The sequence below is a fragment of the Pseudomonas sp. genome, from assembly GCF_035497915.1.
GTDB lineage: Bacteria > Pseudomonadota > Gammaproteobacteria > Pseudomonadales > Pseudomonadaceae > Serpens.
The window spans coordinates 18202-36884 of record NZ_DATJCS010000003.1 but is presented as its reverse complement, the minus strand read 5'-3'; the positions used below and the strand labels follow the sequence as shown (position 1 = coordinate 36884).

General features: G+C 69.1%; 15 protein-coding genes and 2 pseudogenes. 8 read left to right on the top strand and 9 right to left on the bottom strand.

The genetic code is table 11. The features are described from left to right. Nucleotides 1–48 precede the first annotated feature (48 nt). The gene (locus tag VL129_RS00735) at nt 49–1746 is read left to right on the top strand and encodes a Na/Pi cotransporter family protein (protein WP_325409056.1); all 1698 of its coding nucleotides are present in this window, start codon (nt 49–51) and stop codon (nt 1744–1746) included. Here VL129_RS00735 and VL129_RS00730 read toward each other — a convergent pair. Both VL129_RS00730 and VL129_RS00725 read right to left on the bottom strand, forming a co-directional pair. Then, complete coding sequence (locus tag VL129_RS00730; RefSeq protein WP_325409054.1) at nt 1691–4243, bottom strand: TRAP transporter permease; 2553 nt, start codon at nt 4241–4243, stop codon at nt 1691–1693. The genes VL129_RS00735 and VL129_RS00730 overlap by 56 nt on opposite strands. A 102-nt stretch (nt 4244–4345) precedes the next feature. Next, nucleotides 4346–5314, bottom strand: coding sequence for a TAXI family TRAP transporter solute-binding subunit (locus VL129_RS00725; RefSeq protein ID WP_325409052.1), 969 nt, complete (start codon nt 5312–5314; stop codon nt 4346–4348). A gap of 262 nt (nt 5315–5576) precedes the next feature. Between VL129_RS00725 and VL129_RS00720 the strand changes: the two genes are divergently transcribed. From VL129_RS00720 to VL129_RS00710, 5 genes and pseudogenes are all read left to right on the top strand, one after another. After that, nucleotides 5577–7793, top strand: coding sequence for a putative bifunctional diguanylate cyclase/phosphodiesterase (locus VL129_RS00720; protein WP_325409050.1), 2217 nt, complete (start codon nt 5577–5579; stop codon nt 7791–7793). 82 nt (nt 7794–7875) lie between these two features. Continuing rightward, nucleotides 7876–8205: pseudogene (locus VL129_RS17060) on the top strand (PAS domain-containing protein); the annotation flags it as partial. A 375-nt stretch (nt 8206–8580) separates the two neighbouring features. Then, nucleotides 8581–9492, top strand: coding sequence for a methyl-accepting chemotaxis protein (locus VL129_RS17055; protein ID WP_414705093.1), 912 nt, complete (start codon nt 8581–8583; stop codon nt 9490–9492). 131 nt (nt 9493–9623) lie between these two features. Continuing rightward, nucleotides 9624–9953 (top strand): annotated as a pseudogene (locus VL129_RS17050) (PAS domain-containing protein); the annotation flags it as partial. Beyond that, nucleotides 9930–11225 (top strand): methyl-accepting chemotaxis protein, encoded by a 1296-nt coding sequence (locus tag VL129_RS00710; RefSeq protein ID WP_414705092.1) that lies wholly within the window; start codon nt 9930–9932, stop codon nt 11223–11225. The pseudogene VL129_RS17050 and the gene VL129_RS00710, both read left to right, overlap by 24 nt. Here VL129_RS00710 and VL129_RS00705 read toward each other — a convergent pair. Then, complete coding sequence (locus VL129_RS00705) at nt 11207–12436, bottom strand: nucleoside recognition domain-containing protein (protein WP_325409044.1); 1230 nt, start codon at nt 12434–12436, stop codon at nt 11207–11209. The two genes, VL129_RS00710 and VL129_RS00705, sit on opposite strands and share 19 nt — an antisense overlap. A gap of 96 nt (nt 12437–12532) precedes the next feature. Between VL129_RS00705 and wrbA the strand changes: the two genes are divergently transcribed. After that, the gene (gene wrbA, locus VL129_RS00700; protein WP_325409042.1) at nt 12533–13129 is read left to right on the top strand and encodes an NAD(P)H:quinone oxidoreductase; all 597 of its coding nucleotides are present in this window, start codon (nt 12533–12535) and stop codon (nt 13127–13129) included. 22 nt (nt 13130–13151) lie between these two features. Here the strand turns inward: wrbA and VL129_RS00695 are convergent, their stop codons facing one another. The 3 genes from VL129_RS00695 to pdxY form a co-directional block, all read right to left on the bottom strand. Beyond that, nucleotides 13152–13316 carry a DUF1328 domain-containing protein gene (locus VL129_RS00695; protein WP_027591118.1) on the bottom strand — a complete coding sequence of 55 codons (165 nt, stop codon included), beginning with the start codon at nt 13314–13316 and terminating at the stop codon, nt 13152–13154. Between the two features lie 409 nt (nt 13317–13725). Beyond that, the gene (locus VL129_RS00690; protein ID WP_325409039.1) at nt 13726–14538 is read right to left on the bottom strand and encodes an N-acetylmuramoyl-L-alanine amidase; all 813 of its coding nucleotides are present in this window, start codon (nt 14536–14538) and stop codon (nt 13726–13728) included. A gap of 72 nt (nt 14539–14610) precedes the next feature. Then, nucleotides 14611–15477, bottom strand: coding sequence for a pyridoxal kinase PdxY (gene pdxY, locus VL129_RS00685; RefSeq protein ID WP_325409037.1), 867 nt, complete (start codon nt 15475–15477; stop codon nt 14611–14613). Between the two features lie 129 nt (nt 15478–15606). Between pdxY and VL129_RS00680 the strand changes: the two genes are divergently transcribed. Continuing rightward, nucleotides 15607–16002, top strand: coding sequence for a DUF3301 domain-containing protein (locus VL129_RS00680; protein ID WP_325409074.1), 396 nt, complete (start codon nt 15607–15609; stop codon nt 16000–16002). Between the two features lie 163 nt (nt 16003–16165). On the opposite strand, the gene VL129_RS00675 is transcribed toward VL129_RS00680, so the two are convergent. The 3 genes from VL129_RS00675 to VL129_RS00665 all read right to left on the bottom strand — a co-directional run bounded on the left by VL129_RS00675 (nt 16166) and on the right by VL129_RS00665 (nt 18642). Beyond that, nucleotides 16166–17047 carry an alpha/beta fold hydrolase gene (locus tag VL129_RS00675; RefSeq protein ID WP_325409035.1) on the bottom strand — a complete coding sequence of 294 codons (882 nt, stop codon included), beginning with the start codon at nt 17045–17047 and terminating at the stop codon, nt 16166–16168. 67 nt (nt 17048–17114) lie between these two features. Next, nucleotides 17115–18077, bottom strand: a complete 963-nt coding sequence (locus VL129_RS00670; protein ID WP_325409033.1) for a CobW family GTP-binding protein — start codon at nt 18075–18077, stop codon at nt 17115–17117. A 31-nt stretch (nt 18078–18108) separates the two neighbouring features. Continuing rightward, nucleotides 18109–18642, bottom strand: a complete 534-nt coding sequence (locus VL129_RS00665; RefSeq protein ID WP_325409031.1) for a DUF3617 domain-containing protein — start codon at nt 18640–18642, stop codon at nt 18109–18111. Nucleotides 18643–18683 lie beyond the last annotated feature (41 nt).

Sequence of the window (18683 nt, the reverse complement as noted above, 5' to 3'; positions counted from 1 at the left end):
GGTTGTGCGGTTTAGCTGCCTGTCAGGCTTTTTCTGGGAGGCTTGGTCATGCTGACCCTGCTCAACCTGTTGTCCGCCGTCGCCCTGCTGGTATGGGGCACGCACATCGTGCGCACCGGCATCCTGCGCGTGTACGGCTCGCAATTGCGCGAAACCCTCAACCGCAGCACCCGCAACCTGCCGCTGGCGTTCGGCGCCGGCATCGCGGTCACCGCCCTGGTGCAGAGCAGCAACGCCACCGCCCTGCTGACCACCTCCTTCGTCGCCGAGGGGCTGATGACCCTCGGCCCGGCGCTGGCCATCATGCTGGGCGCCGACGTCGGCACCGCGCTGATGACCCGCGTGCTGACCCTGGACCTGCACTGGCTGTCGCCGCTGCTGATCCTGATCGGCGTGGTGCTGTTTCTCACGCGCCGGCAGACACGCGTCGGCCAGTTCGGCCGCGTGCAGATCGGCGTCGGGCTGATCCTGCTGGCCCTGCAGCTGATCGTCGCCGCCGCGCAGCCGATCACCGAATCCGCCGGCATCAAGGTGCTGTTCGCCGAGCTGACCGGCGACATCCTGCTCGACGCGCTGATCGGCGCGCTGTTCGCGCTGCTCAGCTATTCCAGCCTGGCCGCCGTGCTGCTCACCGCCACCCTGGCCAGCGCCGGACTGCTCAGCCTGCCGGTGGCCATCGGCCTGGTGATCGGCGCCAACATCGGCAGCGGCGTGCTGGCGCTGCTCAACAGCAGCCTGCAGAGCGCCGCCGGACGCCGGGTGGCGCTGGGCAGCCTGTTCTACAAACTGATCGGCCTGCTGCTGATCATCCCCTTCCTCGACCCGCTGGTGGCCTGGATGGACAGCCTGGCGTTGGACAGCGCCAGCCTGGTGATCGGCTTCCACGTGCTCTACAACAGCCTGCGCTGCGTGCTGCTGCTGCCCACGGTGGGCGCCATGGCGCGGCTGAGCACCTGGCTGCTGCCGGAGCGTCCCGAAAGCGAGGACGGCGTGCGCCCGCGCAACCTGGACCCGGCGGCGCTGGCCACCCCCGGCCTGGCGCTGGCCAACGCGGTGCGCGAGACCCTGCGCATCGGCGATCTGGTGGAGCAGATGCTCGAGCAGTTCCATCTGGTGCTGCGCGACGACGATCGCAACGCCGGGCAGCGCATCCGCGCGCTGGACGACGATGTCGACGCGCTGTACAGCGCGGTCAAGCTCTACCTGGCGCAGATCAACCGCGACGACCTGTCGGTGCAGGACAACCGGCGTTGGGCGGAAACCATCGAGCTGGCGGTCAACCTGGAACACGCCGGCGACCTGATCGAACACATGCTCGGCAAGCTGCAGAGCCACAAGACCGCCCGTGCCCATGCGTTTTCCGAGGTCGGCCTGCAGGAGCTGCTGGCCCTGCACGCCGGCCTGCGCGACAACCTGCGCCTGGGCCTGTCGGTGTTCCTTGGCGGCGACCGCGCCAGCGCGCAGCGCCTGCTGGACGAGAAACGCCGCTTCCAGGTCTGGGAGCGGCGCCTGACCCACGCACATGTGAACCGTCTCAGCGAGCGGGTGGTGGCCAGCCTGCACAGCAGTGGCCTGCACCTGGAGCTGATCGCCGACATGAAGCGCCTCAACTCGCTGTTCTGCGCCAGCGCCTATCCGGTGCTGGATGCCGCCGCCGCGTCAGCCGACGCGGCGGCAGCGGCCGAGCGCGTCAGCGCCGAGGTGCCCGCCGACGCTGCAGCCATACCACCAGCGCAAACACCATGAAGCCGGGGATCCACATCCATTCCTTGGCCCAGCGATCGGTGGGTGCGCGCACCCGCAGGATCTGCTGGTCGAAGGTCAGGCCCAGGTCGGCGGCGACACTACCGAACGCCACACTGTCGATCAGCAGCTTGCCGTCCTCTTCGTAGAGCATCAGGCCCAGCGCCTCCAGGCGCTGCTCGCCACTCTCGCCGTCCGGCACCGGCAGCAGCAGGGCGAACTCGCGCGGATCACCCACGTCGTCCTCGCCGAGCACGCGCAGGCGCAGCTGGCTGTCGGCCTCCACCTGGCCCAGCGCCTGCACGAACTGGCTGGGCGGAAGGTCCTGGTAGGGATCATGCACCAGGTCCATCCAGAAGCCCGGGCGGAACAGCGTGAAGGCCACCAGCAGCAGCAACACGCCCTCGTACCAGCGGCTGCGCACCAGGAAGAAGCCCTGGGTGCCGGCGGCGAAGATCAGCATGGCGATGGTGGCGACGATAAAGATCAGCACGCCGTGCCAGAAGCCCACGTCGATCAGCAGCAGATCGGTGTTGAAGATGAACAGGAACGGCAGCGCCGCGGTGCGCAGGCTGTAGTAGAAGGCGGTCAGGCCGGTCTTGATCGGATCGCCCTTGGACACCGCCGCGGCGGCGAACGAAGCCAGGCCCACCGGCGGGGTCACGTCGGCCATGATGCCGAAGTAGAAGACGAACAGGTGCACCGCGATCAGCGGCACGATCAGCCCGTTCTGCTGCCCCAGCGCCACCACCACCGGCGCCAGCAGGCTGGACACCACGATGTAGTTGGCGGTGGTCGGCAGGCCCATGCCGAGGATCAGGCTGAACACCGCGGTGAACAGCAGCATGAGCAGCAGGTTGCCCATCGACAGCACTTCCACCACGTCGGCCAGCACCAGGCCGACGCCGGTCTGCGACACCGCGCCGACGATGACGCCGGCCGCCGCGGTGGCGATGCCGATACCGATCATGTTGCGCGCGCCGCCGATCAGGCCCTCGCGCAGGTCGACCACGCCGTCCGCGAAACCGCCATGGGTCTGGCCGCCGTCAGCGCGCATCCACGAGAGCAGCGGGCGCTGGGTGAGCAGGATCACCACCAGCATCACCGTGCCCCAGAACGCCGACAGGCCAGGCGACAGGCGCTCGATCATCAGGCACCAGACCAGCACCACCACCGGCAGCAGGAAATGCAGGCCGGAGAGCAGCACGGCGCGGGTCTGCGGCAGCTCCTCCAGGGGCTTGTCCGGATCTTCCGCCGGCAGCGGCGGGTTGCTGGCCGCCACCTTGAGCAGGCCCAGGTAGACCAGCGCCAGCAGCACGCCGATCACCCAGATGGCCGCCGCGCCGAGCGCCGGCTTGAGCCAGCCCAGGCCGTAGTAGACGGCCAGCGACAGGCCGCTGATCAGCGCCGCGCCGAAGGCGAAGCCGGTCAGCCGGCGCAGCCAGGGCTTGGGCTGGCGCGTGCCGATCGGCTGCATGTCGAGCTTGAGCGCTTCCAGGTGCACGATGTAGAGCAGCGCAATGTAGGAAATCGCCGCCGGCAGGAAGGCGTGCTTGATGATCTCCACGTAGGGAATGCCGACGTACTCGACCATCAGGAAGGCGGCAGCGCCCATCACCGGCGGCATGATCTGGCCGTTGACCGAGGAGGCCACCTCCACCGCGCCGGCCTTTTCGCCGGAGAAGCCGACCTTCTTCATCATCGGGATGGTGAAGGTGCCGGTGGTCACCACATTGGCGATCGACGAGCCGGAAATCAGTCCGGTCATGCCCGAGGCCACCACCGCCGCCTTGGCCGGGCCGCCGCGCAGGTGGCCGAGCAGGCTGAAGGCCAGCTGGATGAAGTAGTGGCCGGCGCCGGCGCGCTCGAGCAGCGCGCCGAACAGTACGAACAGGAACACGAAGCTGGTGGACACGCCCAGGGCGATGCCGAACACCCCCTCGGTGGTGATCCATTGATGGTTGGCCAGCGCATTCAGGCTGACGCCGCGGTGCGCCAGCATGCCGGGCATCCAGGGTCCGGCCAGGCTGTAGAGGAGAAACAGCAGGGCGATGACCGCCAGCGGCGGGCCCAGCGCGCGGCGCGTGGCTTCCAGCAGCAGCGGAATACCGATACAGGCGGTGACCAGGTCGGCGGTGGTCAGGCTGCCGGGGCGCAGCGCCAGCTGCTGGTAAAAGATGAACAGGTACGCGGCGCTCGCGGCGGCCACCAGGCCGAGGGCGATGTCCACCAGCGGCACCCGGTCACGCGGCGAGCGCTTGAACGCCGGGTAGGCCAGGAAGGCCAGCAGCAGGGCGAAGGCCAGGTGGATGGAGCGGGTTTCCGTGTCGTTGAACACCCCGACGCCGAACACGAACGGCAGCGGCGAGGCAATCCACAGCTGGAACAGCGACCAGAGCAGCGCCAGCCCGGCAATCGCCTTGGCCATGGGCCCCTGCGGCAGGCGGGCGCCAACGTCCTGGGCGATCAGTTCCTGGGTGGAGAGAGTCTTGTCTTGCATGGCAGGAGGGCCTGTCTTTCAGGAGGCGGAGACCGCAAAAACCCGCTGCCGGACGGCTCGCGGGTTTTTGCGGAGAACGGAGTCAGCGGCTCCGGTTTCGGCTTACAGCCAGCCACGTTCCTTGTAGTAGCGCTCGGCACCCTCGTGCAGCGGCGCGGTCAGGCCGACCTGGATCATGTCTTCCGGCTTGAGGTCGGCGAAGGCCGGGTGCAGGCGCTTGAAGCGCTCGATGTTCTCGAACACCGCCTTGACCAGTTGGTAGACCACTTCCGGATCGACCTTGCTGGTGGTGGACAGCACCGCCTTGCCACCGATGGACGGCGTGGCGCTGTCGTTGCCCTTGTACAGGCCGCCGGGCACCTCGGCCTTGGTGTAGTAGTGCTTGTCTGCCAGCAGCTTGTCGATCTCCGGTCCGGTGATCGGCACCAGCACCGCGTCGACGGTGGTGGTGGCTTCCTGGATGGCGCCGTTGGGATGACCGACGAAGTAGGTCATCGCGTCGATGTTGTTGTCGCCCAGCGCGCTGGCCTGTTCGGCCGGCTTGAGCTCGGCGGCCAGGGAGAACACCGACTTGTCCCAGCCCTTGACCTTCATGATCTCTTCCAGCGTGTCGCGCTGGCCGGAACCGGGGTTGCCGATGTTGACGCGCTTGCCCTTGAGGTCGTCGAGGCCCTTGATGTTGGCGTCGCGACGCGCCAGTACGGTGAACACCTCGCTCTGCAGCGAGAACACCGCGCGCAGGTCGCCCATCGCGCCTTCCTTCTCGAACGGCGCCAGGCCCTGCATGGCCTTGTACTGGTGGTCGGACTGCATGACGCCGAAGTTGAATTCACCGCTGCGCAGGCCGTTGACGTTGGCCACGCCGCCGCCGCTGGCCGGCGCGTTGCACTTGAGGTTCTCGGCGTTGCGATTGACGAAGCGGCAGATCGACTGGCCCGCCACGTAATAAACGCCGGTCTGTCCACCGGTGCCGATGGTGACATAGCGATCTTGCGCCTGTGCCGAGGCGGTACCGCCCAGGGCAGTGGCCAGGGTGGCCGTCAGGGCCCATGCCAAGGATTGGCCTTTCATGAGGGATAGCTCCTTCTTCTGATTGTCATGGGTACGACCGCCTTCGTGGGGCACGGGTCGTCGGGGGTAACTCTATACCGAAACGACATCTCGATACCCGCCTGAGTCGACCCTGGTCGCTCGCCGAGGTTTCACCCCGCTTTGCTGACGCAGATCAACAGGACCGTTCGTCGCCCTGATTAACTTGATGGCTTTGTGCCAGTTCAGGCCCGTCCTGACCCGCCACGCTCCGGAGAGCCACCGCTCCAGGAAGGGAATTTCCATGAGCCCAGAGCAGGAACTGAAGCCGCTGTTCCAGCGCATCGGCCTCGATCGCGCCGAGATCCACACGCGTTGCCGTTACCTGGACTGGTCGGCGGCCGACGGCGCTCGGCTCAACCGGCATGCCGAGGCGCTGCGTCCGTTCCATGACGCCTTCGTCAATCGCCTCTACGCCCACCTGCAGGCCTTCCAGCCGCTGTCGCGCCTGCTGCGCGACGACAGCGTCCTGCTGCGCCTGAAGAGCAGTCAGCGCGAGTACTACCGCAGCCTGTTCGAAGGCCCCTACGACTACCACTACGTGCACGAGCGCCTGCGCGTGGGCATGGTGCACGAGCGCATCGGCCTGGAGATGAAGTGGTACCTGGGCGCCTATCGCCTGTACCTGGACAACCTGCACAACGAACTGTTTTCCGACAGTGAGCATCTGCCGCTGTTCTCCAGCCTGCTCAAGGCGGTGTTCTTCGACATCTCGCTGGCGGTGGACGCCTATGCCGCCACCCAGCGCCAGGCGCTTGAGGACAGCGAGGCGCGCTTCGCCCGCGCCATGCGCGGCGCCAATGACGGATTATGGGACTGGGACGTGGAGAACGACCGCCTGTACGTCTCCGAGCGCTGGGCGAGCATGCTCGGCCTGACCCGCGACGCGCTCAACGACAGCAGCCAGAGCTGGTTCAACCGCGTGCACCCGGACGACCTGCCCGCCCTGCGCCAGACCATCGACACCCACCTCAATGGCGAAACGCCGACCCTGCAGCACGAGTACCGCATTCGCCGCGGCGAGGGCGGCTACGCCTGGGTACTGGTGCGCGGCATCGCCGAGCGCGACCGCAACGGCGGCCTGCGCCTGACCGGCTCGCAGACCGACATCAGCGAACGCAAGCTGGCCGAGGAGCGCCTGCGCCACGCGGCGCGCCACGATCCGCTGACCGGGCTGGCCAACCGCACGCGCCTGGACGAACTGTTGCAGGAGCTCGAACAGCGCCAGCTGCAGGGCGAGCAGGACGTCGCCGCGCTGCTGTTCGTCGACCTGGACCGCTTCAAGCTGATCAACGACAGCCTCGGCCACAGCGTGGGCGATCAGGTGCTGATCCAGATTGCCCAGCGTCTGCGCCGCTGCCTGCGCCAGGGCGATCAACTGGCGCGCTTCGGCGGCGACGAATTCGTCGTGCTGCTGCACGACATCCGCACCCCGCAGGACGCCGAGCAGGTGGCCCAGACCATCCTGGACGCCCTGCAGGATCCGCTGCCGGTGGCCGGTCAGGAGCTGGCGGTCAGCGCCAGCATCGGCATCGCCCCGCTGAACCAGCCCGGCCAGGTGCGCGAGGCCCTGCAGGCCGCCGACCTGGCCCTGTACCGCGCCAAGAGCGCCGGCAAGGCCCAGTACGCGCGTTTCAGCAGCGATCTGCAGTCGGCGGCGCAGCATCGGCTGGCGCTGGAGAACGCCACCGCCCATGCCCTCAGCCGCGACGAGTTCGAGCTCTACTACCAGCCCATCTACCGCATCGATGAAGGGCGGCCGCAACTGCGCGGCGTGGAAGCCCTGCTGCGCTGGCGGCAGAACGGCAAGCCGGTCGAGCCGGACAGTTTCATTCCGGTGCTGGAGGAGTCGGGGGAAATCGTCCGGGTCGGCGATTGGGTGCTGCGCGAGGCCTGCCGCCAGGTGCGCGCCTGGCAACTGGCCGGCCAGCCGCTGCTCAGCTGCTCGGTCAACCTGTCCAACCGCCAGTTGCTGCAGCCGGGCTTCGCCGCCCGGGTCATGAGCCTGCTGGCGCAGACCGGCCTGGCGCCCGAATCGCTGGTGCTGGAAATCACCGAAGGGGTGCTCATGGAAGACAGCCCCGAGCTGCACGCCAACCTGCGCCGCCTGGCGCGCATGGGCATCCGCCTGGCGCTGGACGATTTCGGCACCGGCTACTGCTCGCTGGGCTACCTCAAGCGCTTCCCGCTGCACAGCCTGAAGGTGGACAAGAGTTTCATCATGGGCGCGCACACCGATCCCGACCTGTACGCCATCAGCCGCGCCATCATCGGCCTGGGCCGGGCGCTGGGGCTGTCGGTGACCGCCGAGGGGGTGGAAACCGAGCAGCACCTGGAATTCCTGCGCCGCGAAGGCTGCCAGCACGTCCAGGGCTTCCTGTTCAGCCGCCCGCTGCCCGCCGCGCAGCTGGAGCAACTGTTCGCCACGCAACCCGACCGGCGCTACGCCTCGGTCGACTAATGGAACGCTCGATGCCGAGCCTCACTGAAAGGACGCACCACGTGACAACAGCAAGCGGGCAGCTTCGCCCCCGGGGACGGCCGTGAAGATCAATCTTCCCGTCAGCGGTCGAGCCGTCGAGCTCGCCGAGAGCATCAACATCCTCTCCACCACAGACCTCAAGGGCATCATCACCTCGGTCAATCCGGAGTTCGTCAAGGTCAGCGGCTTCAGCGAAACCGAACTGCTCGGCCAGTCGCACAACATCGTGCGCCATCCGGACATGCCGCCGGCGGCCTTCGCCGGCCTGTGGAACGCCCTGGAAAGCGGCCGCTCGTGGATGGGCATGGTGAAGAACCGCTGCAAGAACGGCGACCACTACTGGGTCAGCGCCTACGTCACCCCCATCGTCGAGGACGGCGAGGTGGTCGAGTACCAGTCGGTGCGCACCCGTCCGGAACCCGCCTGGGTGGAGAGCGCCGACGCGGTGTACGCCGCGCTGAATGCCGGGCGCACGCCCAAGCCGCTGCGCTGGCGGCCCGGCCTGTTCGCCCGCCTGCTCGGCCTGTGCGGCCTGGCGGTGGGCGCGGCGCTCGGCCTGGCGATCCTGGCGCTGGATGCCGATCCCTTCATTGCCCTGGCCAGCGGCGCGGCGGGCCTCGGCGTGTTCGCCGCCGGGCTCTGGCAGGTGCTCGCCCCGCTGCGCCAACTGCTCGACGAAGCCCGCAAGGTGGCGGTCAACCCGGTCGGCCAGTGGGTGTATTGCGGCCGCAGCGACGAATTCGGCGAGATCGCCTTCGCCCTGCGCATGCAGACCATGGAAGCCGGTGCCATCGTCGGGCGCCTGGCCGAGGCGGCGCGCCAGCTCGCCGAACAGGCCGAGCGGTTGCAGAGCGCGGTGGCGCACAGCGACGCCAGCAGCCAGCGCCAGCAGCAGGAAACCCGCCAGATCGCCCAGGCCATCGAGGAGATGGCCGCCAGCGTGCGCGAAGTGGCACGCGGCGCCCAGCACTGCGCAACCACCGCCGGCGCCGCCGACCACGCCGCGCGCGGTGGCGAGGAACAGGTGCAGGCCACCGGCCGACGCATCGCCAGCCTGGCGCGCGAGATGCAGCGCGCGGCGACGGCGGTGCAGAACCTGCAGGCCAGCAGCAGTCGCATCAACTCGGTGATCGGCGTGATCGAGGCCATCGCCGAGCAGACCAATCTGCTGGCGCTGAACGCGGCCATCGAGGCGGCGCGCGCCGGCGAGGCCGGACGCGGCTTCGCGGTGGTCGCCGATGAAGTGCGCAACCTGGCGATCCGCACCCAGGACTCGACCCGGCAGATCCAGGACATCCTCGGCGGCCTGCAGGGCGAGATCGAGGGCGCGGTGCAGGCCATGCAGGCCGGCAGCCAGGAAGTCGGCCTCAGCGAGCGCCAGGCCGCCGAGGCCTCGCAGGTGCTGGCGGAAATTCATGCCCAGGTCAGCGCCATCACCGCCCTGAACGGGCAGATCGCCGGCGCGGTGGAGCAGCAGGGCGTGGCCAGCGAGGCCATCCACCGCAGTATCGAGGAGATCCACCAGGCCAGCGAGCAGCAGGCGGTGCACAGCCATGACAGCAATCGCGCCGCCGCCGCGGTCAGCCGCCAGGCCGAGCAGTTGCGCCTGCTGGCCCGGCAGTTCTGGCACAAGCGGGTGGGCCCGCCGCGCCAGCGACGCCGGGGCGGCCTGCGCTGAACCCGGTGTCATGTCAATGTCATGATCCGCGACAAGAATGGGGGGTTACACGCAATGTCATTTTAATGGCAATCTAGCGTGCAACTGACCCCTTTCTGGCGCGATCCCGCGCCGAGCGCAGCAGTCCCGCGATGAAACTCAACCTACCCGTCACCGGTCGCCGCATCGAACTGGGCGAAGACAGCAATATCCTGTCCACCACCACGTCCAAGGGCGTGATCACCTCGGTCAACCCCGAGTTCGTCAAGATCAGCGGCTTCAGCGAAGCCGAACTGCTCGGCCAGTCGCACAACATCGTGCGCCACCCCGACATGCCGCAGGCGGCCTTCGCCGACCTGTGGAAAACCATCCAGGCCGGCCGTTCCTGGATGGGCCTGGTCAAGAACCGCTGCAAGAACGGCGATCACTACTGGGTCAGCGCCTACGTGACGCCGATCATGAAGGACGGCCAGATCGTCGAGTGCCAGTCGGTGCGCACCCGCCCGACACCCCAGGCGGTGGCCTCGGCGGAACAGCTCTACCAGGAACTGGCCGCAGGCCGGCGGCCACGCGGAATCACCCGCCCGGCGCTGGGTCTGTTCGGCACGCAGATGGCCCACAGCGGCGTGATCACCACATTGCTGATCGCGTTCGCCTGCCTGCTGCTGGAGGTGCCGCTGGTCACCGCTCTGCTGTGCGGCGCCGTCGGCCTGGCGCTGCGCTGCGCCAGTTTGTGGCTGACCCTCAAGCCCTGGCGCAGGCTGCTGGACGAGGCCCGCAAGATTGCCGACAACCCCATCAGCCAGTGGGTCTACACCGGCACCCGCGACGAGATCGGCGAAGTCGCCTTCGCCCTGCGCATGCAGACCATGGAAAGCGGCGCGATCATCGGCCGCATGGGCGAGGCCTCACGCCAGCTGGCCGAACAGGGCGAGCGGCTGCAGGAGACGGTGTGCCGCAGCGACAGCGGCGCCCGCCGCCAGCAGGTCGAGGCCGAGCACATCGCCAGCGCCATCGAGCAGCTGAACGGCAGTGTGCAGGCGGTCGCCGACAACGCCCAGCACAGCGCCGAATCCGCCACCCTCGGCGACCACGCCGCGCAGGTCGGCAAGGAGCAGGTCGGCGCCACCGCCCAGGCCATCGCCGCGCTGGCCGGGCAGATCGAGCAGACCGCCGAGCGGGTGCTCGGCCTGCAGGCGCACAGCACCCGCATCACCTCGGTGATCGAGGTGATCGCCACCATCGCCGAGCAGACCAACCTGCTGGCGCTGAACGCGGCCATCGAGGCAGCGCGCGCCGGCGAGGCCGGACGCGGCTTCGCGGTGGTCGCCGACGAGGTGCGCAACCTGGCGATCCGCACCCAGGAGTCCACCAAGCAGATCCGCGACATCCTCGGCGCCCTGCAGGGTCAGATCGAAACGGCCGCCCAGGCGATGCACGACAGCCGGTCGCAGGCCGAACACAGCGAGGCCCAGGCCGAACTGGCCAGCCAGGCGCTGATCGACGTACACGAGCGGGTCGCGACCATCACCGGGATGAGTGCGCAGATCGCCCGCGCGGTGGAGGAGCAGTCCGCCGCCTGCACGGTGATCTTCCGGGGCATGGAGGCCATCCGCCAGGGCCACGCCGACAACGTCGGCCACAGCCAGGCCAGTCGCGAGGCCGCCCTGGAGATCGGCGGCCAGGCCGAGCAGCTGCGCACCCTGGCCAGCCAGTTCTGGGACCGCCGCATTCCTCAGGCGAAGAACCAGTAACACACGCCGATGGCCGCGATGACGCCGGCCAGATCGGCCAGCAGCGCGCAGCCCACCGCGTGGCGGGCGCGCTGGATGCCCACCGCGCCGAAATACACCGCCAGCACATAGAAGGTGGTTTCCGTGCTGCCCTGCAGGGTAGCGGCCAGCAGCGCCGGGAAACTGTCCACGCCGTGGGTCTGCATGGTCTCGATCAGCATGGCCCGCGCCGCGCTGCCGGAGAACGGCTTGACCAGCGCGGTGGGCAGCGCCTCCACGAAGCGGTTGTCCCAGCCCGCCCAGTCCACCAGCCAGCGAATGCCGTCCAGGCCGAATTCCAGCGCGCCGGAAGCGCGCAGCACACCGATGGCGCAGAGCATGGCGACCAGGTACGGCAGCAGGCTTTTCGCCACGTCGAAACCCTCGCGGGCGCCCTCCACGAAACTCTCGTAGACCGGCACCCGCCGCAGCGCGCCCACCAGCAGGAACAGCAGGATGATGCCGAACAGTGTCAGGTTGCCCAGCAGCGCGGACAGCGCGGACAGCGCCGTGGCGCTCAGGGTGGCCAGCAGCGCCATGAAGCCGCCGAGCAGCAGCGCGCCGGGCAGCAGGTAGGCGAGCACCACCGGGTCCCACAGGCGCAGGCGCTGCAGCAGCGCCACCGAGAGCAGGCCGGCCAGTGTCGAGGCGCTGGTGGCCAGCAGGATCGGCAGGAACACCAGGGTCGGGTCGGGCGCGCCCTGCTGCACCCGGTACATGAAGATCGATACCGGCAGCAGGGTCAGCGACGAGGCGTTGAGCACCAGGAACAGGATCTGCGCGTTGCTCGCCGTGGTGCTGCTGGGGTTGAGCTCCTGCAGCGCGCGCATGGCCTTCAGGCCGATCGGCGTGGCGGCGTTGTCCAGGCCCAGGCCGTTGGCGGCAAAGTTCAGGGTGATGAAGCCCAGCGCCGGATGACCACGCGGCACCTCGGGCATCAGCCGGGCGAACAGCGGCCCGAGCAAACGCCCCAGGCCATCCACCAGCCCGGCTTTTTCGGCGATGCGCAGAAAGCCCAGCCACAGGGTCAGGGTGCCGAACAGCACCACCATCACCTCGACCGACAGCCGCGCCATGTCGAACAGGCCCTGCACCATGGCGGCGAACACCGCCGGGTCGCCGCCAGCCAGCCAGCGCGCCAGCGCCGCCAGCGCGGCGACGACGAAGAAGCCCAGCCACAGGCCATTGAGCATCGTGCGATCCCTCGTGGATGAATGGCCGGGATGATACGGAGGCGTACCCGGGCGGTCATCTACGCTGACAGGACCCCACCCGTGGAGAACGACGCCATGAAGAAGATTCTGGTCCTGTATTACTCGATGTACGGCCACATCGAACAGATGGCCGAGGCGGTGGCCGAGGGCGCACGCCGCGTGCCGGGCGTCGAGGTGAGCCTCAAGCGCGTGCCGGAAACCATGCCCGAGGACATCGCCCGCAAGGCGGGCGCCAAGCTCGATCAGGCGGCGCCGCTGGCCACGCCGCAGGAGCTGGCCGACTACGACGCCATCCTGTTCGGCACGCCGACCCGCTTCGGCAACATGACGGCGCAGATGCGCAACTTCCTCGACCAGACCGGCGGCCTGTGGGTGAAGGGCAGCCTGATCGGCAAGCTGGCCAGCGTGTTTACGTCCACCGGCACCGGCGGCGGCTCGGAGACCACCATCACCTCGTTCTGGCACACCCTGGCGCACCACGGCATGCTGATCGTCGGGCTGCCCTACAGCGCACCCGAACTCAACGACATCAGCGAACTGCGTGGCGGCTCACCCTATGGCGCCGCCACCGTCGCCGCCGCCGACGGCTCGCGCCAACCCAGCGAGAAGGAAAAGGCCCTGGCGCGTTTCCAGGGCGAACATGTGGCCCGGCTGGCGGTGCGCTTTACCTGAGCCTTCCCTCCGGTTCGGACGCTCACGGCCCCCGGAAGCGTCCGAACAGGAAGGAAGCGACGAACAGCACCAGGAAGATGATGAACAGGATCTTGGCGATCCCGGTGGCCGTGCCGGCGATGCCGCCAAAGCCGAGTACCCCAGCGATGATGGCGATGATCAGGAAGGTAATGGCCCAGCTCAGCATGGCGTAGCCCTCGTGTTGACCCGATGGCGCGGCTCGGGGCCGCTAGAACACCCAGCTCGACGGTTGCGAGCGTTCCAGCCTGGCCGGCTGGTCAACCGGCAGCGTCTGCCGATGTGCGTCTGTTGGATGGACCGCCGCTGCGTCCGGATGTGCCCCTGCAGCCGACGGATGCCCGCTGCCGGTATGCCCGTAGCCGGTATGCCCGCTGCCGCCATGCCCGTCACCAGAGCCCTGCAGGAGGCCCAGCATTGCCAGCGCCAGCAGAGCAGTCCCCGGCGAACACCTCTTGTGGTCATGCATCACTTCACACCCTCGCCTGACGCGGGAACGCGGTAACACGCATACCCGCCACGCCTGTGAGCGTAGCCCGCTCGCACAGCTAAGCCGGTACAGGCTGTCGGGCGGTCGCCTACATGCCCTCTTGAGCGGCAGGCGCCAACACCGCCTGCGCGGACTGCGCCAGCACCTGCAGCAGGGCGGCGGTCTCGGCATCCGGAACGCCATCGTGGCGCGAGGGCCGGTACTTCATCTGGAAGGCGGCCAGCACCTTGAGGGTCGCCTCATCCAGCTCGCCATGCCGTGGCACGCGATAGCCCAGGGTCGCCAGGCGCTCCTGGTACCAGGCGGGCGGCGGCAGGCCGACGGCGGCGAACAGGCGCTGGCGGATGCCCACCTGGGCGTCGTCCGGCCAGGCGATCAGGCCTTCGGCCGCCAGGCGGTACCAGGGGAACAGCGGGCCGGGGTCCACCTTGCGCTGCGGGGCGATGTCGCTGTGGCCGACGATGCTGCCCGGCGGCAGCTCATGGCGCTCAACCAGCTCCTTGAGCAGGCGGATCAGCACATCGATCTGCGCGCGCGGATAGGGATGCCAGTGGCGGTTGCCTTCGGCGTCTTCCTCGTAGCCCGGATGGACCAGCTCGATACCCAGGCTGCTGGCGTTCAGCCAGGTGCGGCCCTGCCATTCGCTGTCCCCGGCGTGCCAGGCGCGCCGCTGTTCATCTACCAGGCGGTAGACCGTGGGCGGCTCGGCGCCGATCAGGTAGTGGGCGCTGACCTCGCCCCGGGTCAGCAGTTCGAGGGAACGCGGCAGGTCGGTGGAGGTGTAGTGCAGCACGATGTACTGCACCCGGCTGCTATGGCCGATGGAGGGATGGCTGGTATCGATGCGCAGCCCGCCACAGCCGGCCAGCACCAACAGCGCCAGAACGAGAATGGCCTTCATGTCGCCGCTCCGTATCGCCCGGCCCGCCGGACGCGGGCCAGACCTGGCGGGCCGGCACGGCCCGCCCAACGGTTATAGCCGATGCGCCGCGAAGCGCACACGCGGCTGGGCCAGACGGTCCTGGGCGCGCACCAGCTGCAGCTCGTAACTGCCGCAGGCCTGGGTTTCCAGCAGCACCTCATGCACGGCGGCGGCGCAGAATTCAAACGCCTGCAGCGGCTCGTCGCCCAGCAGCAGGCGCGCAAGAAACAGGCCGGAGGTCAGGTCGCCGACGCCCACCGGCTGGCGGGGGAAGGCCAGCAGCGGCCGGCGCAGCAGCCAGGCGTCATGGGCGGTGACCAACAGCATCTCGAAATCCTCGGCGGACTTGCCGGGATAGTCCAGGTGCTTGACCAGCACCACGCGCGGGCCACGCGCCAGCAGGGCGCGGGCCATCGCCACGCAATCGGCCAGGGACTCCGCCCGGCGGCCGAGGAAGCTGTCCAGTTCGAGCTGGTTCGGGCACAGCAGATCCGCCTCGCCGATCGCCTCCTCGAGCAGGAAATCACTGACTTCCGGGGCGACGATGCAGCCCTTCTGCGGGTGACCCATCACCGGGTCGCAGAGGTACAGCGCGCGGGGGTTGGCCGCCTTGATGCGGCGCACCACCTCGAGAATCGCCCGGCCCTGGGCGGCACTGCCCAGGTAGCCGGACAGCACGGCGTCGCAGTTGCCCAGTTCGCCAATGTTGGCGATGCCTTCCACCAGTTGCGGAATCAGCGTGGGCGCCAGCACCTCGCCGGTCCACTGACCGTACTGGGTGTGGTTGGAGAACTGCACGGTGTTCAGCGGCCAGACATTCACCCCCAGGCGCGCCATGGGAAACACCGCCGCGCTGTTGCCGGCATGGCCGAAGACGACATGGGACTGGATGGCCAGCAGGTGGGGCGTGCGCTTCATCGAGGGAGGATCCGGGGGTTTCGAAGCGGCGCAGTATACCGGCGCAAACGCGGCGTCGCTTGCGGTAAGCTGGCGCGACTTCACCCGCCGGAGCCCGCCCCCGTGTCCCTCGCCTCGATCTTCCTGCTGATGTGCGCCGGCGCGGCCGCCGCCTGGCTCTGGCATGCCCATGGCGTGCGCGAACGGGCGCTGCGCGCGGTGAAACGGCACTGCGAGCGCCATGACCTGCAACTGCTCGACGATACCGTGGCCCTGCAGGGGCTGAAGTGGCTGCCGGACGCCAACGGCCGCCGCCGGCTGGCTCGTCTGTATGCCTTCGAATTCACCGTCACCGGCGAACAGCGCCATCGCGGCAGCATCCGCATGTTCGGCGTGTACCCGGGCGGCATCCAGCTCGACCCCTACCCGTGCCCGCGCGCCGCCGAGGAGCCCGGCGCGGTCCACGAGCAGGTGGCCGAACCGCCGCGCGCGAGTCAGGGACAGGTCATCCATCTGGAGCAGTGGAAGCGCGAGCGTTCACGCTGAGCGGCGAACCGGTAGGGCCGGCTTTACGCCGGCCAGCGGAGCCGAAGTCGCCGCCTTGCCGCCGCTCCCACCGCCTCGGCCGGCGTAAAGCCGGCCCTACAAGGGTTCATGCGCCTCGAAGCGGCGGCCAGAACGACGCTGACCGCCCTTCATCCGTACCGCCTCAGTTGCCCAGCAGGTAATCCTGCACCAGTCGCGCCGTGGGCTGCGGGCGCTCCTGCATGAAGCAGTGCCCGCCCTCCACCGCCCGGGCCTGCACCTGGGAATTGAGGCGCGGCAAGCGGCGCGCCGAGTCCAGCACGAACGGGTAGCTGTCCTGGCCGTAGATCAGCGTGCTCGGTGTGCGCACCTGGCGCAGCGCGCGCCACAGCCCCTGCGGCGCGGTGCTGAACACCTCCGCCTCACGATCCGGATGACACTTGAGCTGCAGGCCGCCCTCGGGGTGCGGCTTCATGGCGTTGTCCACATAGGCGGTCAGCGCGGACTCATCCCAGTTCTTGAAGATGCCCCGCCCGCGCAGGCGGTTGCGCGCCTCGTCGGCGTCCGCCCAGTGGTTGCGGCGCGCGCGGGCCCGCTTGGCCTTGTCATTCAAGCGATCGTAGAGACCCAGCGCCCCCAGCACCTGCTTGAGGCGCAGCATGTTCGGGGTGAACAGCACCGGATCGAGCAGCACGGCGCGCTGGAACAGCCCCGGCTGGCGGGCCAGGATCAGGCCGCTGAGCACGCCGCCGAAGCTGTGGCCCAGGGCAAAGCGCGGCACCTCGCCGAACGCTGCACGACCGGCCTCGAAGGCCTCCACCGCCAGCTCGGCGCTGCGGTTCCAGCCCACGAAGCGGCCGCCATGGTCGCTGTCGCCATGGCCCTGGGCGTCGCTGATCCACAGATCGAAAGGCTCGGCCAGGTGCCGCAGCAGGGGTTCATAGGCGCGCCCGCAGAAACCGTTGCCATGCAGGAAGTGCAGCAATGGCTTACCGGACGGCGTGCTGTGCCAGCCGCGCAGGGTGAAGCCGGCGGAGCTGGTGTGGGACCAGGGATGCAGATTCATAGGCGGTTTCTACTGCTGAGATGAACAGGGCCGCGGAACGCGGGCTGGCATCTTAACGGGCGAGCCCTCAATCGGCGAATCGACAATCCTGGAACAGGGCGTTCAGCCGCTGCGAATCCTGTGCCCGCTCGAAGATCAGCTCCAGCCGCGAATCCCGCCGCCAGGCGCTCGGCTGCAGCATCAGCTCGGCACCGTCCAGGGCGTTGGCAGCCATCCAGCCCTGTTCGCCCTGCATCACCAGCTTGGCGCGCCGCCACGGCAGGGTGGCCAGCCGGGCACAGAGTCGCGGCAGATCGAAGCGCTGACTCGGGTGCCAGCGCCAGCCGATACTCCAGCCCTCCTCGGCCTCGCGCATCTCGCACAGCGGCTGCGCCGGATCGCGCCACAGCGCGCCGGCTGGCGCCGGGGCGGCGTCCGGCCAGGCGGCCGCCGGCGTTTCCGGCAGCGGCGTGGTCGGCAACTCGGCCAGCGCGATCCGCCCCTGCTCGGTCCAGCGCAGCGGCGTGGCCGGCCAACGCGCCGCCAGTGCCTCACGCTGGGCCGGCGACAGGGATTCCGCCTTGTTCAGAATCAGCAGCCCGGCCTGGTCGAGCACCGCCGCCTGGCTGTGCGGCAGCGGCGCACCGGCGGCCAGCGCGGCGGCATCCAGCACCAGCACCAGCGGCTGCAGGTGCAGCACGCCGCGCCAGGGCGCCGCCGCCAGCTGGCGCAACAGCTCGGCCGGATGGCCGAGGCCGGACGGCTCGATGAACAGCCGCTGCGGCCGGCTGCGGCGCAGCAGCCGGGCCAGGCCGACCTGGAACGGCGCGCCGCTGACGCAGCACACACAGCCGCCGGCCACCTCGGCCATGGCAATACCGTCCTCGCCGGTTTCCAGCAGCGCGGCATCCAGGCCGATGGCACCGAATTCGTTGATCAGCAGCGCCCAGCGCTCCTCGCCCGGCTTCTGGGCGAGCAACTGGCGCAACAGGCTGGTCTTGCCGGCACCCAGCGGGCCGGCGATCACATGGGTGGGGATCTGTTCGAGCATGGCGCTATGGTGCGCCTTCGCGCGGTGGCCGTCAGCCGTCCCGTGGCGCCAGGCCCCCACAGTCGGCGCCGAGCCAGCGGGCGTGGGATTCCAGGCGGCCATGCCCGGGGCGGGCGGAGCGCAGCGCGAAACGTCCATCGAGCCGGGTGACGAACTCGCGCTCGCTGAGGAACTGCGTTTCACCCTCGCCCCGGGCATCGCGGCAGTCGAACGTGAAGCGCCACAGCCGCTCACCGCGCTCGGTCAGCTGCGGGCGGCAGCCGGGACCCTGGGGCAGCACGAAGTCGGTGGTGCGCAGCTGCGCCTCGCCGAGGCACAGCTGCACCGCGCGCCCGGCCAGTTGCACGCCCTGACGGGCCAGTTGATCGAGCAATTGTTCGCGCTGCGCGCCGGAGAGGTTCTCCAAGCCGACCAGCAGCCGATCCAGGTCGGGCAGCGGCTGACCATCGACCTGCAGATTGCGCGGGGTGAACTCCCACAGGCCCGGCAGCGGTTCCACGGCGTGGACGGCCAGGGATGAGCACAACAGGACACCTGCCAGCGACAGGCGAAGCGGAGGGGGCATGCGGCGATCCTTGCGTGATGGATGCCGCAAAGCCTAGTTCA

Bases quoted from the DNA above. Each gene is read 5' to 3' on its own strand.
- VL129_RS00680 (WP_325409074.1), top strand. From the start codon at position 15,607: ATGTGCGCCGGCGCGGCCGCCGCCTGGCTCTGGCATGCCCATGGCGTG.
- VL129_RS00705 (WP_325409044.1), bottom strand. From the start codon at position 12,436: ATGCTCAATGGCCTGTGGCTGGGCTTCTTCGTCGTCGCCGCGCTGGCG.
- VL129_RS00710 (WP_414705092.1), top strand. From the start codon at position 9,930: ATGAAGGACGGCCAGATCGTCGAGTGCCAGTCGGTGCGCACCCGCCCG.
- VL129_RS00690 (WP_325409039.1), bottom strand. From the start codon at position 14,538: ATGAAGGCCATTCTCGTTCTGGCGCTGTTGGTGCTGGCCGGCTGTGGC.
- VL129_RS00725 (WP_325409052.1), bottom strand. From the start codon at position 5,314: ATGAAAGGCCAATCCTTGGCATGGGCCCTGACGGCCACCCTGGCCACT.
- pdxY (WP_325409037.1), bottom strand. From the start codon at position 15,477: ATGAAGCGCACGCCCCACCTGCTGGCCATCCAGTCCCATGTCGTCTTC.
- VL129_RS17055 (WP_414705093.1), top strand. From the start codon at position 8,581: ATGCAGACCATGGAAGCCGGTGCCATCGTCGGGCGCCTGGCCGAGGCG.
- VL129_RS00665 (WP_325409031.1), bottom strand. From the start codon at position 18,642: ATGCCCCCTCCGCTTCGCCTGTCGCTGGCAGGTGTCCTGTTGTGCTCA.
- VL129_RS00695 (WP_027591118.1), bottom strand. From the start codon at position 13,316: ATGCTGAGCTGGGCCATTACCTTCCTGATCATCGCCATCATCGCTGGG.
- wrbA (WP_325409042.1), top strand. From the start codon at position 12,533: ATGAAGAAGATTCTGGTCCTGTATTACTCGATGTACGGCCACATCGAA.
- VL129_RS00675 (WP_325409035.1), bottom strand. From the start codon at position 17,047: ATGAATCTGCATCCCTGGTCCCACACCAGCTCCGCCGGCTTCACCCTG.
- VL129_RS00730 (WP_325409054.1), bottom strand. From the start codon at position 4,243: ATGCAAGACAAGACTCTCTCCACCCAGGAACTGATCGCCCAGGACGTT.
- VL129_RS00735 (WP_325409056.1), top strand. From the start codon at position 49: ATGCTGACCCTGCTCAACCTGTTGTCCGCCGTCGCCCTGCTGGTATGG.
- VL129_RS00670 (WP_325409033.1), bottom strand. From the start codon at position 18,077: ATGCTCGAACAGATCCCCACCCATGTGATCGCCGGCCCGCTGGGTGCC.
- VL129_RS00720 (WP_325409050.1), top strand. From the start codon at position 5,577: ATGAGCCCAGAGCAGGAACTGAAGCCGCTGTTCCAGCGCATCGGCCTC.